Origin of the sequence: uncultured Brachyspira sp. (assembly GCF_934747485.1) — a bacterium.
In the GTDB taxonomy this organism is placed as follows: Bacteria; Spirochaetota; Brachyspiria; order Brachyspirales; family Brachyspiraceae; genus Brachyspira.
In genome coordinates this window covers 1-22,509 of the sequence record NZ_CAKVGN010000023.1, presented here as the reverse complement: position 1 = coordinate 22,509, position 22,509 = coordinate 1, and the positions used below count along the sequence as shown (strand labels likewise).

19 protein-coding genes, 1 tRNA gene and 1 other RNA gene are annotated in these 22,509 nt (G+C 27.8%); 8 read left to right on the top strand and 13 right to left on the bottom strand.

Features of this window, described 5'->3' with window-relative positions:
* Positions 1-2: 2 nt before the first annotated feature.
* Entirely contained in the window at positions 3-977 is a 975-nt protein-coding gene (locus Q0H31_RS05895) for a hypothetical protein (protein ID WP_295296302.1), read from the bottom strand.
* On the bottom strand, positions 974-1,420 hold the full coding sequence (tsaE, locus tag Q0H31_RS05890; RefSeq protein WP_295296301.1) for a tRNA (adenosine(37)-N6)-threonylcarbamoyltransferase complex ATPase subunit type 1 TsaE: 447 nt from the start codon (positions 1,418-1,420) through the stop codon (positions 974-976). The genes Q0H31_RS05895 and tsaE overlap by 4 nt, the downstream gene beginning before the upstream one ends.
* A 147-nt stretch (positions 1,421-1,567) precedes the next feature.
* On the opposite strand from tsaE, the gene Q0H31_RS05885 reads away from it, so the two are divergent.
* Positions 1,568-2,254, top strand: a complete 687-nt coding sequence (locus Q0H31_RS05885) for a YggS family pyridoxal phosphate-dependent enzyme (protein WP_295296300.1) — start codon at positions 1,568-1,570, stop codon at positions 2,252-2,254.
* 4 nt (positions 2,255-2,258) lie between these two features.
* Here the strand turns inward: Q0H31_RS05885 and Q0H31_RS05880 are convergent, their stop codons facing one another.
* The 4 genes from Q0H31_RS05880 to Q0H31_RS05865 form a co-directional block, all read right to left on the bottom strand.
* Positions 2,259-2,792 (bottom strand): hypothetical protein, encoded by a 534-nt coding sequence (locus Q0H31_RS05880; protein ID WP_295296299.1) that lies wholly within the window; start codon positions 2,790-2,792, stop codon positions 2,259-2,261.
* A gap of 669 nt (positions 2,793-3,461) precedes the next feature.
* Positions 3,462-4,514 (bottom strand): S-methyl-5-thioribose-1-phosphate isomerase, encoded by a 1,053-nt coding sequence (locus Q0H31_RS05875; RefSeq protein WP_295296298.1) that lies wholly within the window; start codon positions 4,512-4,514, stop codon positions 3,462-3,464.
* Between the two features lie 70 nt (positions 4,515-4,584).
* Positions 4,585-5,301 (bottom strand): RluA family pseudouridine synthase, encoded by a 717-nt coding sequence (locus tag Q0H31_RS05870; protein WP_295296297.1) that lies wholly within the window; start codon positions 5,299-5,301, stop codon positions 4,585-4,587.
* A gap of 23 nt (positions 5,302-5,324) precedes the next feature.
* Positions 5,325-5,397, bottom strand: a tRNA-Phe gene (locus Q0H31_RS05865).
* A 175-nt stretch (positions 5,398-5,572) separates the two neighbouring features.
* On the opposite strand from Q0H31_RS05865, the gene Q0H31_RS05860 reads away from it, so the two are divergent.
* Both Q0H31_RS05860 and radA read left to right on the top strand, forming a co-directional pair.
* Positions 5,573-7,606, top strand: coding sequence for a GldG family protein (locus tag Q0H31_RS05860; RefSeq protein WP_295296296.1), 2,034 nt, complete (start codon positions 5,573-5,575; stop codon positions 7,604-7,606).
* Positions 7,590-8,969 (top strand): DNA repair protein RadA, encoded by a 1,380-nt coding sequence (radA, locus tag Q0H31_RS05855; protein ID WP_295296295.1) that lies wholly within the window; start codon positions 7,590-7,592, stop codon positions 8,967-8,969. The genes Q0H31_RS05860 and radA overlap by 17 nt, the downstream gene beginning before the upstream one ends.
* 227 nt (positions 8,970-9,196) lie before the next feature.
* Here the strand turns inward: radA and Q0H31_RS05850 are convergent, their stop codons facing one another.
* From Q0H31_RS05850 to Q0H31_RS05840, 3 genes are all read right to left on the bottom strand, one after another.
* A complete protein-coding gene (locus tag Q0H31_RS05850; RefSeq protein WP_147730246.1) occupies positions 9,197-9,403 on the bottom strand; it encodes a type II toxin-antitoxin system HicA family toxin in 207 nt (68 codons plus the stop codon).
* A gap of 3 nt (positions 9,404-9,406) precedes the next feature.
* The gene (locus tag Q0H31_RS05845; RefSeq protein ID WP_295296294.1) at positions 9,407-9,607 is read right to left on the bottom strand and encodes a type II toxin-antitoxin system HicB family antitoxin; all 201 of its coding nucleotides are present in this window, start codon (positions 9,605-9,607) and stop codon (positions 9,407-9,409) included.
* 317 nt (positions 9,608-9,924) lie between these two features.
* The gene (locus Q0H31_RS05840; protein WP_295296293.1) at positions 9,925-11,367 is read right to left on the bottom strand and encodes a PD-(D/E)XK nuclease family protein; all 1,443 of its coding nucleotides are present in this window, start codon (positions 11,365-11,367) and stop codon (positions 9,925-9,927) included.
* 336 nt (positions 11,368-11,703) lie between these two features.
* Between Q0H31_RS05840 and rnpB the strand changes: the two genes are divergently transcribed.
* Together rnpB and Q0H31_RS05830 are read left to right on the top strand one after the other, a co-directional pair.
* Positions 11,704-12,049, top strand: an RNA gene (gene rnpB, locus Q0H31_RS05835) — RNase P RNA component class A.
* A 19-nt stretch (positions 12,050-12,068) separates the two neighbouring features.
* Entirely contained in the window at positions 12,069-12,863 is a 795-nt protein-coding gene (locus tag Q0H31_RS05830) for a 5'-methylthioadenosine/adenosylhomocysteine nucleosidase (RefSeq protein WP_295296292.1), read from the top strand.
* Here Q0H31_RS05830 and Q0H31_RS05825 read toward each other — a convergent pair.
* On the bottom strand, positions 12,860-14,491 hold the full coding sequence (locus Q0H31_RS05825) for an FAD-binding protein (protein ID WP_295296291.1): 1,632 nt from the start codon (positions 14,489-14,491) through the stop codon (positions 12,860-12,862). The two genes, Q0H31_RS05830 and Q0H31_RS05825, sit on opposite strands and share 4 nt — an antisense overlap.
* 149 nt (positions 14,492-14,640) lie before the next feature.
* Here Q0H31_RS05825 and Q0H31_RS05820 point away from each other — a divergent pair, with 149 nt between their 5' ends.
* From Q0H31_RS05820 to Q0H31_RS05810, 3 genes are all read left to right on the top strand, one after another.
* Positions 14,641-15,354 carry a 5'-methylthioadenosine/adenosylhomocysteine nucleosidase gene (locus tag Q0H31_RS05820; protein WP_295296290.1) on the top strand — a complete coding sequence of 238 codons (714 nt, stop codon included), beginning with the start codon at positions 14,641-14,643 and terminating at the stop codon, positions 15,352-15,354.
* 85 nt (positions 15,355-15,439) lie between these two features.
* Positions 15,440-17,194: a phosphoenolpyruvate--protein phosphotransferase gene (gene ptsP / locus Q0H31_RS05815; protein ID WP_295296289.1), complete on the top strand. Its 1,755-nt coding sequence runs from the start codon at positions 15,440-15,442 to the stop codon at positions 17,192-17,194.
* A gap of 1 nt (position 17,195) precedes the next feature.
* Entirely contained in the window at positions 17,196-18,653 is a 1,458-nt protein-coding gene (locus Q0H31_RS05810; RefSeq protein WP_295296288.1) for a hypothetical protein, read from the top strand.
* Positions 18,654-18,735: 82 nt separating this feature from the next.
* Here Q0H31_RS05810 and pta read toward each other — a convergent pair whose 3' ends face one another.
* From pta to Q0H31_RS05795, 3 genes are all read right to left on the bottom strand, one after another.
* Complete coding sequence (pta, locus tag Q0H31_RS05805) at positions 18,736-19,737, bottom strand: phosphate acetyltransferase (protein WP_295296287.1); 1,002 nt, start codon at positions 19,735-19,737, stop codon at positions 18,736-18,738.
* A 153-nt stretch (positions 19,738-19,890) separates the two neighbouring features.
* On the bottom strand, positions 19,891-21,993 hold the full coding sequence (locus tag Q0H31_RS05800) for a LysM peptidoglycan-binding domain-containing protein (RefSeq protein ID WP_295296286.1): 2,103 nt from the start codon (positions 21,991-21,993) through the stop codon (positions 19,891-19,893).
* A 21-nt stretch (positions 21,994-22,014) separates the two neighbouring features.
* Positions 22,015-22,293, bottom strand: coding sequence for an acylphosphatase (locus tag Q0H31_RS05795; protein WP_295296285.1), 279 nt, complete (start codon positions 22,291-22,293; stop codon positions 22,015-22,017).
* Positions 22,294-22,509 lie beyond the last annotated feature (216 nt).

The following is a 22,509-nucleotide window of genomic DNA, read 5'->3' as shown; positions in this document are numbered from 1 at the left end:
TGTTAATTTTTTACTCTTTTTTTCTTTAATTTTTTATTAAGCTTTTTTTTCTCTTTTTCTTCTTTCTTTAAAGCTGTATACAAGTTTCCATTTGCTATAATATAATCTTTACAGAAATTATAATCTCTCTCCATTAATTCTATATCTGCAGAAGCCTTTGCAAATTTTATTAAGTCTCCTTCAGTAAACATTTTTATTATAGTATCGCTTTCTGTAAACTTATTTTCTTCAAATAACTTTGATATTTCACTGGTTGTCATATCTTCAATATTAAATCTAAATCTTTTTGTTAAATATCTTTTAAATATAAATGTTAATTCAAAATAATATTCAGCAAATTTATTTTCGTTATAGTAAATGTTGTAATCTATATTTTTTAAAGCATTAAGAGCCTCAGTATCTTCTTTTATTGTTAGCCTTTCATTAAACTTCTTCTCAATATATTTTGCTAAAAATAATACAGAGAATATTATTAAAACTATAATTATTAAAACTGCTATTATAATAATCCACACATATAAAGGCATAGGTATACTAATAGCTCTTTTCATTGGAGGAAGAACGTCCCCGTCAGAAAAAGGATTAACTAATACATTAATGTCTTCTCCGTAAAGCTCTCTATATTCATTATTGTAATTATATGATATTTTAAAAGGAGATATTACAAACTGCCCAACATCATAAAAGCCTATATTGTATTTAATTATCCTTTCTTTAAAATTTCCTTTGTTTTTATTTATATTCTCTACGCTTATTATTCTCGATTGTGAGACCCTATCATCAAAAGAAATATCCTGATACTTATAATCTATATCTTTTTTTGAAATTATATGCACTTCATAAGTAATGCTGTCGCCTATAAATATGTTTACAGATGATACACTAGTTTTTGTATAAACAATAGTGTCGCTGTCTACTCTTTTTGAACATGAGAAAATTAATGTTGATATAATAAGCAATAACAATATTTTTTTCATTTAATTAAACTAATCCTATATAATCTGCTGTCATTATTAATCATTTCTATTTCAAATAAATAATACGGCTTGTCAAAATACTCTATAAACTTCTCTCCCCATTCTATCATAGTAATGCCATCTTCTTTTATCTTGTCTTTAAATCCAATATCATCAAGTTCATCCACAGAAGAAAGTCTATAAAGGTCAACATGGCGAAGTATGGTTTCTTTGTTATTTAATATAATATCATACTCATTTATTAAAGTAAAAGATGGGCTGCTTACTATATCATCACTTTGAAGCAGTCTTGAAAGAAGTCTTACAAAAGTGGTTTTGCCAAAGCCCAAATCTCCATTCATTATAATTAAATCACCGTCTTTTAGCAATTTATATATATATTGAGCTACTTCTTCTATATTGTCTATAGTAATATTATTATATTCTTTTAATATTTCTTTCATAGTCTTTTGTTCGTTTGTATTTTAAAAAAATATATATTATAGATTACTATTTGTCAAATATAAATTAATTGATTATATATGTAAATATTATTTTTTAGTTGAAAGATTTTCTATTGATTTTATAATATTTGTATAAGAGGTATATTGATGGATAGAGGTACTATTAAAAATAAATATGATTCTATAATAGAAAATATAAATTCACTTAAAGAGAAATGTAATATAAATTATGATATAAATGTTGTAGCCGTTAGTAAATATTCTTCAATAGAAACTATAAAAGAGTTTTTGTCTTTGAATATTAATTTGCCGTTAGGAGAATCTAAGGCACAGAGTTTGAGAGATAGGGCAGAGGAGCTTAATAAAGATTATGATAATATAATTTGGCACTTTATAGGAAGAATACAATCAAACAAAGTAAAATATATAGTAAGATACGCTGATTTAATACAAAGTGTAGACAGCATTGAGATTGCTGAATATATAAATAAAGAAGCCATAAAAAACGATAAAGTTCAAGATATATTGCTGCAATTTAATATAAGCAATGAAGAGCAAAAAGGCGGATTTAATTTAGCTGATTATAATATGGTGTATGATAAAATAAAAAACTTATCAAATGTAAATATAAAAGGACTTATGGGGATATCATTAAAAGTTGATAATGATTTTGAGATAGAAAAAGAGTTTGAATCTCTAAACGAAGTTTTTTTAAAATTAAAAGATAAAAATATTTCAATACTTTCAATGGGCATGACAAACGATTATCATTTAGCTATAAAGCATGGCTCTAATATGATTAGAATAGGAAGCGGTTTTTTAGGATATTCTTAATTTTTTACTGGAATCTTCTGTCTCTATTTATTGTAATTAAATAATTCCAAACATAATAAAATATAGTATCTTCTGTATTGAAATGGGTAACTGCTTCATCTTGTTTTAACTTGTACATAGAGTTTGAAAATGCTTCATCTTGTTCAAGTTCTTTTATTTTTAATGATAAATTATCTGTATGAGTTTTTACTTTTGACATTAATTCTAAAGGCAATGCTCTCTCATAGTTTCTGCTTGTTAGAGTTTCTAATGCATATTCAATTCTATCTGGAGTTAATCTTGAAGCTATTTCTTTTTCATCTTCATTTTCTTTATTTATAGTATTGCTAGCCCAAGTATCAAACTCATCAATCCACATATTGTATTCATTAGAATATTTTGATGAAGTTAATAAATAGTCCTCTTTAACTTCTTTTGGTAATATATTTAAAAAGTTTTTATATCTTTGCTCCATAGCATATATAGAACCGCCCTCATTTTTGCAAGAGACAGCGAATATTGATATTAAAGTTATTATACAAAAAATTATTTTTTTCATTTAGAAATCCATTTGTTTTAATTGCTTTATTATAATATAGTTACACAAAAAATTCAAATATTTAATAACATATACTTAAATAAATATGTTTTGTCAATGTCTATATTTTATAGATATATTATCAACTTTTTTGTCGCTCTTACAGTACGAACTTCGTAAAGTTTTTACCCTTTGGATACGTTTCGCGAGTAACTACATTTTTAGATTGAGTATACAGTTTGTATTACGTTAAAAATATAATAATTTAATATAATTTTATACTTGCACTTTTTGCAACTTTGACGAAGTCCGCAGAGCGAAGGCGGGAAAAAGAACAACAAAAAATTGATATAGAATAATTGTTTTACCATATACTACAAATTTTTAACTTTCTTTATTTTTATTATTTGCAGGGCTTTGCCCCGCACCCCAGTTCTTTTATTGGTATAAAAGAACCAAAAGAACTGCATTTTTATCAAGTATAGCCAAAAACATAGAAGATTATTCATATATATTTTAAATACTTATCACTTTCGCGAAGCGTAAACGCATAACCGAAATAATTTGTACTTTTTGCAACTTTTTGCTACGGGAAAAAGTTGATATACATTTATAAAAATAAATTTTTATTTTATATGAAAGCAAATACACAACAAATAAAAAATATTTTTAATAAACTTTTAAATTACATCAATAAAAATCTCTAGTCTCTGTTTCAAAATATTCTTCCAAGTTGTATGGAGAATATATTCCTTTATCTGTAACAACGGCACTTATTAATTTTGGAGGAGTAACATCGAAAGAAGGGTATATTCCTTTTACGCCTTTTAATGTATTAGGTATTCCTCTGTATGATAAAACGAGTTCGGGGTCTCTCTCTTCTATCACTATATCAGAGCCTTTGTTTTTATCTTTATCTGGTATGCCTGTAACATAATATGGAATTTCAAATTTGTCTGCTAGTATTGCAGCTTGAAGAGTTCCTATTTTGTTTGCAATATATCCGTCTCTTGTGATGGTGTCGGCTGCTGAAGTAAATATATCTATAGCACCTTTTTGCATAACATAGGCTGCCATATTATCTGTAATAACTGTTACATCTATACCGCTTTCATAAAAACAAGAAGAAGTAAGTCTTGCACCTTGAAAGTATGGACGAGTCTCTAAGCAATATGCTTTAAAAGTTTTATTTTCTTTTTTGGCAGCTCTGCACATCATTCCTACTATAGTCTCTCCAAAGCATTGTGTTAATATGGAAGCATTATTTTCTACAAGTTTTATTAAATATGTTCCAACCTCTTCCATAATTGAATATCTTCTGTTTAGAGATTCTATTGCATTATTGAAAATAGCTTTTACTGGATTTTTGCTTTCTTTTAATGCTTTTTTAGCAGCCTCTAATGCAGATTCTGTTATGATTCTATATCTATTTGCAGTAGTTGGTCTAGAGTTAGCTAATACATTGGAAGCTTCAGTTAAAAACTCAATTTGTTCTTTTTCTGTTTTCTTTTCAACTTCGCTAGCCGCCAAAGCCATACCCATAGCACAAGCTGTATAAGGACCAGCACTCTGAGTAACCATATTATATATAGCCTCAGCCACTTCTTTATAACTATAACATTCCACAAAACTAATTTCTGTCGGATATATTCTTCTGTCTAATATTCTTACTTTTTTGTTTTCATACCAAGCAACATTCTCGTATCTCAACAAAAAAGGCAAATCATAATCTTTTCTTTCCATTTGTTGTAGTCCATAATATTTAATATATATATTTTATCGTAAAATATAAAAATTATCTATATTGTTTTTCTTAATTATTAAAAATATTCCAAGGGTTATAATCTGGTAAATCAGCTTCAATATATATTTCTTCATTTTTTGTAGGGTGGGGGAATTTAATGCTTTTTGCAAACAAAGCCAAAGGTACATCATCTCTGTCATATTTTATGTATGAACCGTATTTTCTGTCACCATATATAGCATGTCCAAGATTTGAAAGCTGCACTCTTATTTGATGAAACCTTCCGGTCTCAAGTTCTATTTTTAAAAGGCTTAAATTTTTAATGTTATCTTCTTTCAATACTTTATAATGAAGAACAGCTTTTTTTGCATTCTTTGTATTTTCAAAGACGACCATTGCAATATTGCCAAGCTTGTTTGTTTTTTTTATCAAATAATTTTCTAAAGTATTTTCTTTTTCTAATAATATCCCTTTTACTACACAGTAATAAGTTTTTTGGAAATTTCTATTTCTTATAGCCTCGCTTAATCTTGAAGCTGCCTTAGAAGTTTTAGCAAAAACAATAACCCCCGATACAGGTCTATCAAGTCTATGCACTAAACCCAAAAAAACGTTTCCCTGTTTACCGTATTTTAATTTGATATAGTCTTTTATATTTTCAAAGAAAGATGTATCGCCTGTATTATCTGCTTGAGTTGGAATATTGGGCGGTTTTACAGCTACTATAATATGATTGTCTTCGTATAGAGGATTTATAAAGTTTGTAATTTGTTCTAAATTATTCATGCGGATTTTTATATAAGGAAATGTGCCGAGTCAGGGAATCGAACCCTAGACACAAGGATTTTCAGTCCTTTGCTCTACCTACTGAGCTAACTCGGCAAGTGAAATTAATTATAGCATACGATAAAAAAAAGTCAACACATTTTTTTTATTTTTTGTTTATTTGTTATTTTTTTTATTACAAAAAAATAAATAAACTGTTTTTAGGTAAATACACTTTGACAAATATGTTTATTTCTTATATAATGCATATTATTTTAAAAATGGGATAGCTATGACTAAGAGAAAAGATAGAATAATAACTTTTATTTTTGTACTTGTGATTATTGTTTTAATAAATGCGATAGTTAATCAATTTACACCTTTTATAGATTTAACTAAAGATAAGGTTTATTCTTTAAGCAGCGGAAGTAAGTCTTTAGTTAAAAGTTTAAAAGAGCCTTTGAGTGTGAAATTTTTTTTAACACCAAATTTGCCTCCTCCTTTCTCAACATATGAGAAATATATAAAAGATTTATTTGCAGAATATAAGTCAGCTGCAGGAAGAAATATCAGCTTTGAAATAATAGATGCTTCCACAAATACAACAATGGCTAATCAATACGGAATTACTTCTACTCAAATAAATGTATTAGAAAAAGACCAAACAAGCAGTAAAATAGCGTATATGGGTTTAGCTTTTATATATGGAGATTCTATAGAGTCTATACCTTTTGTAAGGTCTACTGAAGGTTTAGAATATAATATTGATACAATCATCAGAAAACTTATTGATAAAAATGATAAATTAAGCAGATTAGAAAATAATTTGAATGTTTATTATATATCTTCTCCGGAAGTTTATGAGCTTTTACCTATTGGGGCAATGGAGCTTATACCCGACAGCATAATGCAGGCTGTAACAGAAGCTAATAAAAACCTAATGAATAAAGTAGTATTTACTCATGTTGATATGTCAAGTCCGAATCAAGAAAATGAAGAGATAGTAAAAAAACTTAATATTAAAAAATTAGAATGGGAAGATATAAAAGATACTGACGGAAGTATTATTGTTCCAAAAGGAAGCGGATATTTTTCTTTAGTTTTAGAAAATGGTGATGATGTATTAGAACTTTCTACTTCTTCAATACTATACGGAGATTTCACAGGTATTACAGATGAAATTTCTAAAAGTATAGACAGTATGCTTGGTTTAAAAGCTAATATTGGTTATATAGAAGGACACGGTGAAGTTAATACTATAGATATACCAGTTCAATATGGCGGAAATCCAGATGATGCCTATACTAGTGCTAGTAGATATGCATCAGAAATTGAAGCTAATTATAATTTTCAAACTATAAATTTAAACACTCAAGATATTCCTTCTACAATGGACGCTTTAGTAGTTTTAGGAAGTCTTACTCCTTTTAGTGATGCTGAATTATATAAGTTAGACCAATTTATAATGAGCGGTAAGCCTGTATTATTTATGCTTAATGGTGCTCATATAGATGAAAATGACCCTAATGCACAAATGTATGGTCCTCGTTTGCTTCCTGTTACTAATAGATTAAATGAAATACTTCAAAGTTATGGTCTTTATTTAGCTACCAATATGATATTTGATGATAATGCTTATAGGGCACAATTACAAGAGGGTATGCCGGAACAGAAATTTTATTATATACCTCTTATAATGCCTGAAAATATTAATTCAAAAACTGATATAACAAAGAGTATTAATTTAATGCTTGCTCCTTTATCTAGTGAAGTATTAATTAGCAGCAATGAGGCAAAAATTACACCGTTATTTTATTCAAGTGATAAGAGTTGGGTAGAAACTAATGATTTTACTTCATCTATGAGCGGCATGCCGAAAGACAGTAATTTGCTTTCTAAAAGACTTATAGCAGCAATTTCTCAGGGCAGTATGACTAGTGCTTTTGAAGGCAAAGGTATTCCTATACAATCTACAAATATAAATATAGCAAATGCTAATAGACTAAACTCCACAACAAGCGGAAGGGTTATAATTGTTGGTTCTGCTGATATGGCAAGAAACAGTGCTTTTGATGCTAATAAGATTTTCTTAATGAATATGATTGATTATATGGTGGGGGACACTGCTCTAATGGATATAAGAAGAAAAGGTGCTATATTTAATCCTCCTTATCAAGTGCCTGAAAGCATAAAGATGGCTGTTAGATTTATTAATATAGTAATTGTTCCTTTGATTGTTATATTGTTTGGTGTAATGTTGTGGCGTAGAGATAAAAACAGAAGAAAGAAAATATTTGAGAAATTTAATAATGGCGAAGAAAACTAATACAGTATTTGTTTGTGAAAATTGCGGGGAGAGTACTATCAATTGGATGGGTAAATGCCCTTCCTGCGGTTCTTGGAATAGTTTAAAGCCTTTTACTGAACCAGAAGAAAGCAAAATAAAAACAGTAAAAAATGCACTCTCCACAGATAAAGCACAATTAACTTCAATAAAAAAAATTAAAACTTCTGATAATATAAGAACATCCACAAATATAGATGAACTTAATAGGGTGTTAGGGGGAGGAATTGTAGCAGGCAGTGTGATACTTATAGGAGGAGAACCCGGAATTGGTAAGTCAACTCTTCTTTTACAAGTAGCTTCTAATATCGCTAAAAAAGAGAAAGTTTATTATTTTACAGGTGAAGAATCTTTAGAGCAGATAAAACTAAGAGCAGACAGGCTTTCATTAGAAGATTCTGACTTTTTAATATCATCAGAGTCAAATTGCGATAATATAATAAACACTCTTTTAGATGAGCCTCCATCACTTGCTATAATAGATTCTATTCAAACAATATACAGTCCATCTACAAACAGTATGGCAGGCTCTCCAGCACAAATAAAAAACTGTGCTTGGGCATTGATGCAAACGGCTAAGCTAAAAAACATAACAATATTTTTAGTAGGTCATATAACAAAAGAAGGCACTATAGCAGGACCAAAAATATTAGAGCATATTGTAGACTGCGTATTATATTTTGAAGGTGATGATAAGGGTATATATAGAATATTAAGAGCAGTAAAAAATCGTTATGGGGCTGTTGATGAGGTTGGAATATTTGAGATGGCAGGAAATGGGCTTATGGAGGTAAAAGACCCTTCAAAAGTTTTTACCCGCTCTCTTAATGAAGCTGTGTTTGCAGGAAGTGTTATAACTCCTGTGATAGAAGGAAGCAGGGTATTTTGTGTAGAGCAGGAAGCTTTGGTTGGAAGCAGTGCTTTTGGTTATCCGAGGAGGCTTACTATAGGTTATGACCAATACAGGCTTCTTATCATCATTGCCATATTAGAAAAAAGATGTCATATAAATCTTTCTAATCAAGATGTTTATATTAATATTGCAAATGGGCTTAATGTTAAAGAGACTGCAAGCGATATTTCTATTGCTATGGCTATAGTGTCAAGTATGTATGGAATATCCATTCAAAGAACTACAGCTTATATTGGAGAATTAGGGCTTTCTGGAGAAGTGAGACCTGTGAGATTTATTGAAAGGCGTATAAAAGAGATGAAAAAATTTTCTCTTAAAGAAGTTTATATATCAAAGAGAGCTGTAAAAGAATTAGGCAAGTCTATAGAGGGTATAAAGATTATAGGAATAGACCATATTTCAGAAGCTATAAAAATGCTTGGCGTTTCATAAATATGATTAACTAATATATACTAAAAATTTTTAAGTTTATTTATTTTGTTCTTGGAATATACATTTTATATAAAAATGCAGTTCTTTTTGTTCTTTTATACCAATACCGAAGGCACTTCCTACGGTCGTAAAAGAAATTGGGGAGTGTACCCTACGTGCACGCTTCGCAGGTAGCAAAGTCGCCACAAATAAAAAACTTAAAAATATTACATATAGTTTAGATTTTATTATAACTCGTCTTCTGATATATTAGTTATTTTTAATAATTTCTTTAGCAAACCTATTTTTAAATCATCATTTTTATGAACAGGTATAGAAATTCTAAGTCCGCTATCAGATTTCACATATATATAATGACTTCCGTTTATTCTAGCTAAAATCCAACCATGACTTTCTAATAATTTACAAAAATTCTTCCCGCTAATTGTTTTCATAAATTACAAAACAACTTCAATAGTTTTAACAATATTTTCTTTAGAATATTCTTCTATATTTACAGAAAGACAGCCTTCAATAGCTTCTTTTATATTGTATTCTAACTCTTCCATAGTATCAGCTTGAGTAAAACAGCCCTTTATAGCAGGCACTTCAGCCCATAAACCATCTTCATCTTGATGAATTATAGCTTTAAAAACCATAAAAAATCCTTAATTAACTTTATTTTTTTATTATACAGTAATAATAATTTTTTTAAATAATTTTTTTATTTAAGTAATAAAACTAATAAGTCAAAAATTTGTCAATCTTTTCTTGTTCTTTTTCCCGCAGCTCGCGGTGCGGACTTCGTCAAAAGAACCAAAAAGTGCAAATATTTATATTTTAGATATTGAATATATATAAATATAGAAAACTCTCTTTTATATAAAAAATGCAGTTTTTTTGCTTCTTTTATACCAATAAAAAAAGTGGGGGTTCGGGGGCTAGTCCCCGAAAACAATAATGCATAAAAATATTTTTACAAACTTTTTAATTTATTTTTCAAAAGATTATAAAGATTAATCATAGCTTCAGCAATTTCTTCAGGTCTGTCTTTTTCTGTATCTATATAAGCCCAATAAATCCAATGACCATCATTCCATTCTTCTATTTTATTAAATATACTTTTTATGTCAAAATTTGAGTTTTTAATTTTACTTTTCATTTTATCAGATTTATCTACTATACCAAAACCAATATAATTTTCATAATTACAAGATTCCATTAAAATATATAAATCATCTGATAAACACATCTTAATATGTGGAACATAATCATTATTTTTGAAAAGATGCTCAAATTTATCGTATGATAATATATCATATTTATTTATTTTCTTATTTTCTAAATAAGTTTCTATTTCTTGAGTAAATTGCCAATATTTTTTTAATTTATTGTACATGGATATTACTTCTATCTTTTTATTAATAATATCTATAACATTAGTAAATATTTTTCTATATTCTTCCACATCTTCTACTGTTTGTATATCTTTAAAAATATTATCTTCTAATAGTTTTTGTATTTTTACTTTTGTCATATCAAGCTCCTTTGTATTATTGCTTATCATATTGGCATTATGTATAGTCTGTATCATAGCAGATTTTAAAAGCCTATAATCTTTTATGTATTTATTATCATTATCTTTAAATAAAATATTTTTCTCATGCAAAAAATAATATTTTTTATTTTCTAAAATACTTTCAAGCCATAAAGCTATATCGCTATGTTTTAAAATTTGAAAATTATTTCCAAGTTCTTTTTTTGATTTTTCTGATAAAGTATAAGGCTCATAACCTGAAGGAGTGAGAAAAATCATATATAAATTTTTATAATCATCTTTCTTATTTTTATAATAATCATCTAATTGATTATCTTGCTCTCCAGCGTATATTTTATTTTCTATTATAATTGCAAAGTCTTTTTTATAAGATATAAATAAATCTATTCTTCTGCTGCCTGCATATTCTTCTCTTTTTATAATTATATCCGAATGCTTTAATTCTTTGATATCATTAAATCCATAGCTCCAGTTAAACTTATTATTTAAATACATTAAAAAATCTTTAACAAAACTTAATTCAGTATCTTCTTTATATTTTATATTTACATACTTTATATTTACTTCAAGCAACTTAGCAATCAAATTACTATTATAATTCTCATGTTTTTGTAAATTTATCGCATTAAATATACAAAACTGCGGAGGGTATGTTTTCATTTCCTCTTTTACTTCTTTTATTATTGTTTTAGTTTTAGAAAAGATTTCATTTAATCTATCTGTTTTTAATTTTTCTTCCTCTAAAAATGATTTATGTATAGACTTTATAGTATTACTTACTGAATTATATTTTTCTTCTTCATCTTTTTTGAATTCATTTATTAAAGTTAATAATGTGTTTTCAATAATTTCTGTATTCATATATTAAGTATAATAGATAAATATAAAAAAATCAATTAATTTAGTATTTAGAAAATTAATCTAATATGAATATAATTTTGATTTATAATATTTTTCTTTAATGTAATACAATGTTATCTAAACAAGATATAAAAATGCAGTTCTTTTACTTCTTTTATACCAATACCGAAGGCACTTCCTACGGTCGTACCGAGTAGGTGCCTTCGGCAAAAGAAGTGGGGTACGGTGCAAAGCCATGCAATATAAATAAAAAATATAACTTTTCATAAAATTAAAAATTTTCAATATATAACGATGTAATTGACATTTTTCTATTTTTATAATAGATTAACTAACTATGCGGAGTGGGTAAACGCGGTATTTAAATAACTAATACTGAGGAAAGTCCGTACCTCTAAAGGGCTTCATGCAAGCTAACGGCTTGAAGGCGAAAGCCTATGGAAAGTGCAGCAGAAAATATACCGCCTATTTTTAGGTAAGGGTGAAAAGGCGTGGTAAGAGCACACCGCATTTGTGGCGACATGAATGGCAGTGTAAACCCCATGAGAGGCAAGAGCAAACAGAAACCGATTGCCCTTTTCATAAAGGTTTCAGGTAGCTCGCTTGAGTACTTCAGCAATGCAGTATCTAGATAAATGTTTACCTTAAATGACAGAATACGGCTTATAGCTCCGCTTAATTATTTATTAAGGATTTTTAAAATGTTTAAAAAATGCATATTCTTTATAACAACGGCAATAATATTATCTTTAGCATTAGTAAATTGCAGCAAAACAGAAAATACAGAACCTAAAAGAATTGCAATAATAGGTGCTATGGACTCAGAAATTGCTAATCTTAAAAATATGCTTGAAGATGTAGAAGAAATAAAAATTGCTGGTATAACTTACTATAAAGGCAAATTACATGGAAAAGATGTTGTGTTATTAAAATCTGGGGTTGGTAAAGTTAATGCTGCTGTTGCCACAACTATTGCCATAGAGAGATTTAATGTTGAAAAAATAATATTTACAGGAGTTGCCGGTTCTGGAAATCCTAATTATAATATAGCCGATATAGTAATTTCAAAAAACTTAATTGAACATGATTTTGATACGAGCGATATAGACGGAGATGATATTACTGTATTGGTTGAAGGATACAATGATAATTATTATCCGGCAGATGAAGAGTTAATACAGCTTGCTAAAACTTCAGCAGAAAAAGTTATAACAAACAGCAAAGTATATGTTGATACAATAGCTACAGGAGACCAATTTGTAGGAAACAATGAAAAGGTTAAGCAGATATATAACAAATTCAAAGCTGGAGCTATAGAGATGGAAGGAGCTTCTGTTGCTCATGCTGCTTTAATGTATAATATTCCTTTTGTTGTAATACGTTCTTTGTCTGATAAAGCTGACAGTGATGCGGAAGTTGATTATCCAAAGTTTGTTATACAGGCTTCTGATAATTCTGCCAAAATAGTTGCAGAAATGATAGACAATATGAATTAATTATATATTTTATTTATTATAATTTTATTGTTTTCACGTTTTACTTGAAGTTTATATACTTTATCCGCTGAGTATTTAAAATCATCTCTGTAGTGGGCACCTCTGCTTTCTTCTCTTTCAAGCATACTTAAAGCCATTATCTTTACGCTTTCAATAATCAAGTAAACCTCTATAGAACCTTCTTTAATATTTTCTTTTATGCTGTAATTAGCTCTTATATTATTAAGTTCATTAAGTAATGTTTCTATTTTTTCTTTATTTCTTACAACCGATAAATTCTCACTTACTAAATTCCTTATTTTAATTAAAACTTCATTTCTTGTGAGATTATTTTCTTTGTCATCTTTTGAAATTTCATTAACCCAATTATCAAATTCTTTTTTTATATTATTTAATTTTATATTGTTAAAATCGTCAAAGTTATTATTTTTAATATATTTATAAGCATTCTTAACAGCATTATTACCAAATACTAAAGCACTTCCAACAGAATTCCCTCCAAGCCTATTAGCTCCCTCTATGGCAGATGATAATTCACCAACAGCATAAAGTCCTTTAACGCCTGTAAATGCATTACTGTCTATTTTTATTCCTCCGTTACAGCTATGAGCGAAATGAGTAATAATAGTTTCATCTTTCAATAAATCTATTCCAATATCTTTTTTAAGCCAATTTAAATATACTCTGTAAAACTCTTCTTTATCTTTATATAAATTTTTAGAATATTTTAATTTTACTCCTTCAAAAGGTATTTTTAAATCAATTTCTTTGCTTTCAAAATCATTACTAAAAGGAGCATAAGCACTTCTCTCTATCCATAATTTCTTTGTATTTTCATTTTCTATGCCGTCTATAAGTAATTTATTTTCTATATCATACATACCTATGCAATATTTCAATGTATGCTCTCCAAACAATACATTATACTTTGGTTTTAAATATGCAGGTATAAATTGTATAAACTCCATATTCTGTGCAACTGCTCCCGCATCTAATGCTGCAACATTACCTACACCATTAATATTTTTGGGGTATAAACTATTTTTATAATTGCCTGCAACTCCTCCTGTAGCTAATATTATTACCTTTGATTTTATAAAAAATAATTTATCTTTGTTTTGAAACACAGCCCCCGCAACTTTATCTCCATTTTTTATTATTCTCAATAAAATGCTTTCTTCAAATATTTTTAATCTTTTATTTTTTCTAAATATCTTTTTTGCTTTCTTTCTTGCATCATTCCAATTATTAATTAAAAAAACATCTCTTGAATATTTAGCAAAACATGCTGCTCTTGAATCTTTTCTTAGCCAAGGTTTAAATCCTATTTTTTTTAATAAATAAATATCTTTTTTAATATTAGATATATAGGTTTTTATTAAATCTGGGTTTTCAACTCCTTTACCCATATTAGTTATATCTTCATAATATTTGTTGCGGTCATCTTTGTCTTTTGTAGCCTGTATTCCTAATGTGGCTTTCAATGGGAAATATGATGCACCAGAGCAAATTTTTGAAGAAGTTACAAGGCACACTTTTTTAAATATTTTCATTGCTCTTTCTGCTGCAACAAGTCCTGCTATTCCTGCACCTACAATTAATATATCTGTTTGTTTTTGTGTATCCATTATATTTATCTCTTTTTTTAATTATTGGTATGCATTTTAACATTTTATTAATGTATTACAATATTATAAAAAAGTTAAATAAAAAGTTTATAAAAATACACTTTTAATATATAATGGGTTATAATTATTTTTTAAGGAGAAAATTATTTATGTCTGAAATAAAAAGAATTGCAATAATCGGTGCTATGGACTGTGAGATTGATAATTTTAAAAATATGATTGAAAATTTAGAAGAAATTGAAATAGCTAATATTACTTATTACAAAGGCAAATTATGCGGTAAAGATATAGTGCTTTTAAAATCCGGCATAGGTAAAGTTAATGCTGCTATTGCTACTACTATTGCTATAGAAAAATTTAATGTAGAAAAAATAATATTTACAGGTGTTGCTGGTTCTGGTAATCCTGATTATGATATATCTGATATTGTTATTTCAAAAAACTTAATAGAACATGATTTTGATACAAGTGCATTAGACGGAGATGAGCTTACAGTTTTAGTAAAAGGATATAATGACAACTACTACCCAGCAGATAATTCTTTAATAGAAATAGCAAAAACTGCAGCTCAAAAAGTTATAACAGACAATAAAGTTTATGTTGATACTATTGCTACAGGAGATCAATTTGTGGGAGATAACAATAAGGTAAAACAAATACATAATAAATTCAAAGCTGGTGCTATAGAAATGGAAGGAGCTTCAGTTGCTCATGCTGCTTTAATGTTTAAAGTTCCTTTTGTCGTAATACGTTCGTTATCTGATAAAGCTGACAGTGATGCAATAGTAGATTTCCCAAAATTTGTAGCGAAAGCAGCAGAAAATTCTAAAAAAATAGTGATAGAAATGCTTAATAATATTTAATAATTATTTTTTTTTTATTACTATTGAAAATATTTGTATATATATTATAATTGCAGAATTGAATTAACATAATATTTGGAAGATTATGCCTGATAAAAGAACTATACTAAAAGGAAACGGTATCGGTAATTATGTATCTATAGGAGATTCATTTCTATATCTCAACTCGTTGATAACCCCAATGTATAATATAGAAAAAGAAGATGTTGAAGAAGAATATATAAGATTAGATAATGCTATAGAACAATCCAAAAAGCAAATAGAATATTTAATAGCGAATGTTAATAATAATTTAAAAAATATTTTATCTATGCATATTTTACTTATTCAAGACCCTGTAATAATAAAACAGGTAAAAGATGGTGTAAAAGAGAAATTATTAAATGTAGAATATGTATATGATAGTGTAATAACAGAATATTTTGATAGAATATCTGCTTTTAATAATAGAATGCTTTCAGAAAGAGCAAGTGATATAATAGATATAAAGGGTAGGGTAATAAGAAATTTATTAAATCCGAGTACGGAGAGTACTTTTTCTATACCAAAAGATTGCATAGTAATATCCAAAACTTTAACACCAAGTGATGTACTAAAGTTTAATAGTATAGGTGTTGGCGGTTTTATAGTGGAAGGCGGCGGATATACTTCACATGCTGCTATACTTGCAAAATCTTTTGGAATACCTACTATTTTTAACGTAGAAAATATTACTAATAGAGCTAAAAATGACAGAAAAATCATAATAGATTGTAGAAGTAATATAGTAATATTAAACCCAAATGATAAAGATACTCATAATTACACTCTATTATCTGAAAATTTGAAAAAATATAAAGAACAGTCTATTAAAGATGCCAAAGAGAAAGCTATAACAAAAGATAATGTAGAAATAAAAATAAATGCCAATATAGATATACCAGAGGAAATGGAAAGCGTTATTAAATATGGTGTAGATTCTATAGGTTTATATAGAACAGAGTTTTTATATATTTATTCTGATGACGGCAACAGCTGTGCTTTACCTACAGAAGAGAGACAATTTAATGTATATAAAAAAATAGCCTCATCTGCAAATGGTAAAGTGATTATAAGAACTTTAGATATTGGCGGAGATAAAATGGCTCCGTCACTTGGAGTTTTTAATGTAAAAGAAGACAACCCTTTTTTAGGCTGGCGTGCTATAAGATTTTGTTTGTCAAATAAAAAAATATTTAGAAATCAAATAAGGGCATTACTAAGAGCTTCGGTGTATGGAAACATAGAAATAATGATACCTATGATAAGCACTTTAGAAGAGTTTTTAGATGCTAAAAAATTTATTAACGAAGTAAAAGAAGAATTAAAAAATGAAAATATAGCATATAATGATAATATAAAAATAGGAGCCTTAGTAGAAACTCCCTCTGCAGCAATCATTATAGATTTACTTATAGAAGAGACAGACTTTATTTCTATAGGTTCTAATGATTTAACGCAATATATATTAGCATGTGATAGAACTAATGAAAAACTAACTTATCTTTATAACCCATTAGATATATCTGTTTTAAGAATACTAAAACATATTATAAAAACAGCGAAAGATAATAATAAGCTTGTAACATTATGCGGAGAGATGGGAGGCGTACCAAAATATACTCCTATTTTGCTTGGACTTGGTATTAGAGAATTATCTATGTCTGTAACTTCTATAGCCGAAGTAAAAAATATAATAAGAGCTGTATCTATAGAAGAATGCGAAAAGTTAGTTAATAGCATGCTTGAAAATAAGAATAATGATTTTTCTAAATCTATTTTAGAAAGTTTTATAAAGAAACTACAAACTCAAAAGGTATAAGATGAACACTATAAAAAATATTTTAATTATTGCATTAATAATTTTTTCTTTAATTTCATGTAAGGTTAAAGATTCTATAAGCGAATTTCAAAAATTAAAAACAATAGGAAATACAGAAGATAATGGTGCTTTGAGCGAGTTTTTAAAATCGCTTCCAAAAAAGGAAGAATTAAATGCTCAAACTCCCTACAATGAATTAACAACTTTCTTAAAAGGAAGAGACCAAATATTATCATCAAACTATAAAGATGGTTTTGAAACTTTAGCAAGATTTTTATTTACATACCCATCAAGTTATTATCAAAGCGAGGCATCATATTTGCTTGGTCAGGCTATAATTTATATGATAGAAAATGACCCTCTTTATATGGATAGTTTCTACAACAAATTAATATCCGAAGGTATTGTGGAGGGAGAAGAGAACTCTGCCAACACTAATGTTAATACTTCAAATACAAACAGAAGCAAAGAATTATTAAATATTTATAATCAATTAGGAATAAAAATTAAAGATAATGTATACACATTTAACGGAGCTATATTTGACAGAATAGTTGCTGATAGTGAAAGCGTATTTCCTCTTAAAGATTTTGCTTACTACTTTGGTATGCGTCATAGATTTCAAATAATATCATCTTCAGAAGATAAAGAAAAATATTTAAGCAATGTAAATTATTTAAAAAGATTTTCAGACCGCTATAGAACAAGCATACTTCAAGAGAATATATTAAATAATAAATCATATTTTCCAGATGTACTTCCTTTTGAATTAACTGCTAATGAAAAAACAGAATATGATAAAACAATGAATACAATTAAAGAGAGAATAGAAGCAATTAAACCTGTATTAAATGAAGATTATTACATAAGAGGAAATGGAATTATAATAAGAGATAGGATACCTGCTATTAGTGTAGGAAAAGAGACTGAACTATATGTAATGCAAAACTATGACTTTGTTACGGTGTTAAATAAAACAAATGTGTATAATAATAAAGAGAGAGAAAATGAGGATTGGTCTTTGGTGAGATATGACACTTATTATGGTCCTATAATTGGCTGGAGCTATTCGAGATATATGACTAATGATATAGAAAAAGTAAAAGATGTATTTGAACATTATAAGTCTGCTATGAATTATTATAAAAATTATGATTATTTAAAATCTGCAAATTATTTCTCTTATATATTAAATCAAAAAACTACAAATTATTTCACAGATAAATCAGTATATTTCCTCTGGAAAGTTAATAATGAAATAGGAGAGATTGTAAGCTCTAAAGACAGCCTTTATTATGATTATGTTTTAGAATATCCAAAATATTTTTATTATAATACCAACACATCAGTATTACAAAGCTCAACACTGTTATATAACTATTTAGTAAAGATAATGCCAACTAATCCGTATAGATTTGTTATAAGCGGAGACAGTGAAGCAGAATACAGCGTAGATTAAAATAATAGTAATAATAGAAATAAAAAAGCCTCTTAAAAAATATTTAAGGGGCTTTTTATGTTATTAAATGAAATAAATTAAATTATTGCAAAGAAGTTAAAACTACTAAGTCAGCGATATCCTGAGCAGAACATCCTCTTGAAAGGTCATTAGCAGGTTTAGCAATACCTTGAAGCATAGGACCAATAGCAGTACATTTACCAACCCTCTGAGCAATTTTATAACCAATATTTCCGGCATTCAAATTAGGGAATATTAATACATTAGCATTACCTTTAACTTTAGAGTTAGGAGCTTTTTGTTCGCCCACTTTTGGAACTATAGCAGCATCAAATTGAAGCTCTCCGTCATAAACAAAATTAACATTTCTTGAATCTAATATTTTTTTAGCCTCTATCACTTTATCAACAGATTCATGGCTTGCAGAACCTTTAGTAGAGAAAGATAAGAAAGCAACTCTTGGGTCTTTACCAGTCATTTTTCTAAAAGAATCAGCAGTAGATTCAGCAATATCAGCAAGCTGTTCAGAAGTAGGGTCAGGTATAACAGCACAATCAGCAAAACAAGCCATACCATCATCAAATAAAGCCTTATCAGGACTCTCTACAAAGAATGTAGAAGATAAAGTTTTAATTCCTGGCTTTAATCCTATTAAAAATAAAGCAGCTCTAAGCATTTCACCTGTAGCATATACAGCACCTCCAACCATACCATCAGCACCGCCATCAGCTAAAATAGCAGCACCAGTATATACAGAATTATAAACTATAAGCTCTCTCGCCTGATCTCTAGTCATTCCTTTTTTCTCTCTCGCTTTAAATAATAATTCTATATAGTTTTCTGTTTTAGATTCTACTTTAGGGTCGAATACTCTAGCGAAGCTATCTCCTAATGTAAGTGAATTTTCTCTTGCCAAAGCTTCTACTTTAGCCCTGTCTCCTATTAAAACAACATCTTTTGCTAAACCTTCTTTTTTTAATATAACAGCAGCCTTAACATGTCTTTCATCATACCCCTCAGCCAAAACTATGGTTTTAGGATTAGCCTTAACCTTTTCTCTTAAACTGTCCATAAATGATGCCATAATAAAACACCTCTTAATAATAAAATTAATTTGCAATATTTTAATACATAAATAATTATTTTGCAAACAATTATATTTATAACAATATAACCTTTTTTCTTTAAATATTTGTATAAACTAAAAAAATTATAAAATAAATTTTGAATTATTTAATTAATCTTTAGGAAGCAATTTTATAGGGTCTAATGCCCTTCCTCTATATGATATCTTGAAATATAATTCACTCTTATCAACTAAACCAGTATCTCCTATATTTCCTATATAATCACCTTTGTTTACTATATCGCCCAATTTTACTTCTATTTTAGATAAATGAGCATAGGCAGTTGTAAAGCCGTTTTTATGTTTTATTATAATTACTTTGCCAAATCCTCTAATATCATTAGCATATTCTACAATACCATAATCTGCAGCCAATACTTTATCTCCAATTGTTCCTAATATATTTATTCCTCTATTTGCAAGCTTGTATGTATCAACTCCATATCTTGCAACAATTATTCCTCTATAAGGCCATTGAAATGAAGATTCTGGTATAGTTTCATCAGCATATTCGCTTTTTATAGTTTCTATTTTTAAATTAGCACCAAGCTGTAAAATATATTTATTTACATCTTTTATATCGTTTAACTCTAATAATTTTTTTAATTCCATTTTATTATTTCTTGCTATAGAATATAAGGTATCTCCCTTTTTTACTTTATAATTAGAAATAACAACTTTATTAATTTTTTCTCTTTCTCCATATACTTTTAACGTGTCGCCTGCTTTTAATACATAATTATTATCTAGTCCATTTAATGAATAAAGCTCTACTAAATCCATTTTTTTAGATGCCGCTATTTCACTTAAAGTATCCCCGCTTTTAACTTTGTAGCTTTCTATTTTTATATAATCAGCTTTTTCTATAGAGTTACTGTCAAGTTTAACAGATATTTTATCATATACCTTTATATTGTCGCCAATCTTTAATACATAATCTCTTTTTAATGAGTTTAATTTTAATAGTTCATCTAAAGACATAGAATTATTTATGGCTATAGCACCAAGAGTATCTCCTCTTTTTACTTTATATATTTTAGTTGTTCTTGATGTGTCTACTTTATTTTGTATTTTTGAATGTATTTTTAATGTTTCGCCTACTTTAAGTTTGTATGTTAGAGGGTTTGATATATTATTTAGTTTTAAAAACTCGCTTACAGACATATCATTTTCAAAAGCAATGCCATAGAGAGTATCGCCGTTTTTTACTTTATAGTTTATATAGTTATTATTATTTTTTTCTATATTTTCTTTTATTTCTTCAATGTCTTTGTTTTCTACTCTTTCTATGTTGTTTTCTATATTGTTATCATTTATTTCTACAACATTATTATTTTTTACTTTTAGAATCTCTCCAACTTTAAGGTTATATTTGTTAGGATTATCTATTTTATTAAGTTTCAAAAACTCATTAGCAGTCATTCCATGAGAGAATGCTATGCCGTAGAGAGTGTCGCCATTTTTTACTTTGTATTCTATGTAATTATTTTCTATTTGCTCTTTTATCTCTTCTTTTTCTTTATTATCATTACTTTCTTCTCTTGATATATTAGACGTATTTGCAACTTTTAATATTTCGCCTTTCTTTAATTGATATTTATTAAAGTCTTCTATATTGTTTATAGCACAAAATTCACTTGCACTCATTCCATGAGAGAATGCTATACCAAGTACAGTATCCCCATCTTTTACTTTATAGTCTATATATCTATTTTGCTCTATTTCTTTTTTTATGTTTTCTACATTACTATTATTGGGTTTTTCTGATACATTAGAAGTATTAGCAACTTTTAATATTTCGCCTTTCTTTAATTGATATTTATTGAAATCTTCTATATTGTTTATAGCACAAAATTCACTCGCACTCATTCCATGAGAGAATGCTATGCCAAGTACAGTATCTCCATCTTTTACTTTATAGTCTATATAAGATTTTTTTTTCTCTGGTTTTAATCCGTATGATTTATCTTTAGCATCATATACTAAATCATATCCCTTTTCTTTTACTTTGAGAGTTTCTCCAACTTTTAATTTATATGAATCTGGATTATCTATTTTGTTGAGTTTTAAAAACTCACTGGCTTTCATATCATGAGCAAAAGCTATGCCGTAAAGAGTATCTCCATTTTCAACTTTATAATCTATGTAATTAATAGCAAAAGAAAAATTGCAAAAAAATGCTGCAATAAAGAATATAAAAAAAATCTTTTTCATAAAACTGCCTAATTATTTAATTCAATTATCCATCTCAAAACTATCTTCTATAGGAGGATCGCAAGCTAATACAACAACATTGGCTTCCTTAACACTAGACATAGGAGAGCCTTTCTTCATTTTGGCAACAAATTCTTCTATTTCATTTTTTGTTTTTATATATGCCTCTATTTCAACAGACCCATCATAATTATTCCAAACCTTTCCTACTACATTCATAGCATCTGCAGTTTGTTTAACGTAGTATCTGAAACCTACGCCCTGAACTCTTCCTTTTAATAAAATATTAACTCTAAACATAAATATTTTATCGGATATTATAAAATTATTTTTATTTTTTATTTTTGTTAAAAATTAAGTTGTTTAGCTTAAATTGCAGGCTTTAAAAAACTATATAACAACTATAAAAAAACTTATACTCATAATTTTATTAAAACCTTGATGCACAGGAGCCAGACATATTGCAGTTAGGAATTCCTTAATTTCTTAAAGTATAGCATAGGTGTATCATAATTT

Coding starts and splice junctions, on each gene's coding strand:
- Q0H31_RS05895 (WP_295296302.1), bottom strand. CDS start 977: ATGAAAAAAATATTGTTATTGCTTATTATATCAACATTAATTTTCTCA.
- tsaE (WP_295296301.1), bottom strand. CDS start 1,420: ATGAAAGAAATATTAAAAGAATATAATAATATTACTATAGACAATATA.
- Q0H31_RS05885 (WP_295296300.1), top strand. CDS start 1,568: ATGGATAGAGGTACTATTAAAAATAAATATGATTCTATAATAGAAAAT.
- Q0H31_RS05880 (WP_295296299.1), bottom strand. CDS start 2,792: ATGAAAAAAATAATTTTTTGTATAATAACTTTAATATCAATATTCGCT.
- Q0H31_RS05875 (WP_295296298.1), bottom strand. CDS start 4,514: ATGGAAAGAAAAGATTATGATTTGCCTTTTTTGTTGAGATACGAGAAT.
- Q0H31_RS05870 (WP_295296297.1), bottom strand. CDS start 5,301: ATGAATAATTTAGAACAAATTACAAACTTTATAAATCCTCTATACGAA.
- Q0H31_RS05860 (WP_295296296.1), top strand. CDS start 5,573: ATGACTAAGAGAAAAGATAGAATAATAACTTTTATTTTTGTACTTGTG.
- radA (WP_295296295.1), top strand. CDS start 7,590: ATGGCGAAGAAAACTAATACAGTATTTGTTTGTGAAAATTGCGGGGAG.
- Q0H31_RS05850 (WP_147730246.1), bottom strand. CDS start 9,403: ATGAAAACAATTAGCGGGAAGAATTTTTGTAAATTATTAGAAAGTCAT.
- Q0H31_RS05845 (WP_295296294.1), bottom strand. CDS start 9,607: ATGGTTTTTAAAGCTATAATTCATCAAGATGAAGATGGTTTATGGGCT.
- Q0H31_RS05840 (WP_295296293.1), bottom strand. CDS start 11,367: ATGAATACAGAAATTATTGAAAACACATTATTAACTTTAATAAATGAA.
- Q0H31_RS05830 (WP_295296292.1), top strand. CDS start 12,069: ATGTTTAAAAAATGCATATTCTTTATAACAACGGCAATAATATTATCT.
- Q0H31_RS05825 (WP_295296291.1), bottom strand. CDS start 14,491: ATGGATACACAAAAACAAACAGATATATTAATTGTAGGTGCAGGAATA.
- Q0H31_RS05820 (WP_295296290.1), top strand. CDS start 14,641: ATGTCTGAAATAAAAAGAATTGCAATAATCGGTGCTATGGACTGTGAG.
- ptsP (WP_295296289.1), top strand. CDS start 15,440: ATGCCTGATAAAAGAACTATACTAAAAGGAAACGGTATCGGTAATTAT.
- Q0H31_RS05810 (WP_295296288.1), top strand. CDS start 17,196: ATGAACACTATAAAAAATATTTTAATTATTGCATTAATAATTTTTTCT.
- pta (WP_295296287.1), bottom strand. CDS start 19,737: ATGGCATCATTTATGGACAGTTTAAGAGAAAAGGTTAAGGCTAATCCT.
- Q0H31_RS05800 (WP_295296286.1), bottom strand. CDS start 21,993: ATGAAAAAGATTTTTTTTATATTCTTTATTGCAGCATTTTTTTGCAAT.
- Q0H31_RS05795 (WP_295296285.1), bottom strand. CDS start 22,293: ATGTTTAGAGTTAATATTTTATTAAAAGGAAGAGTTCAGGGCGTAGGT.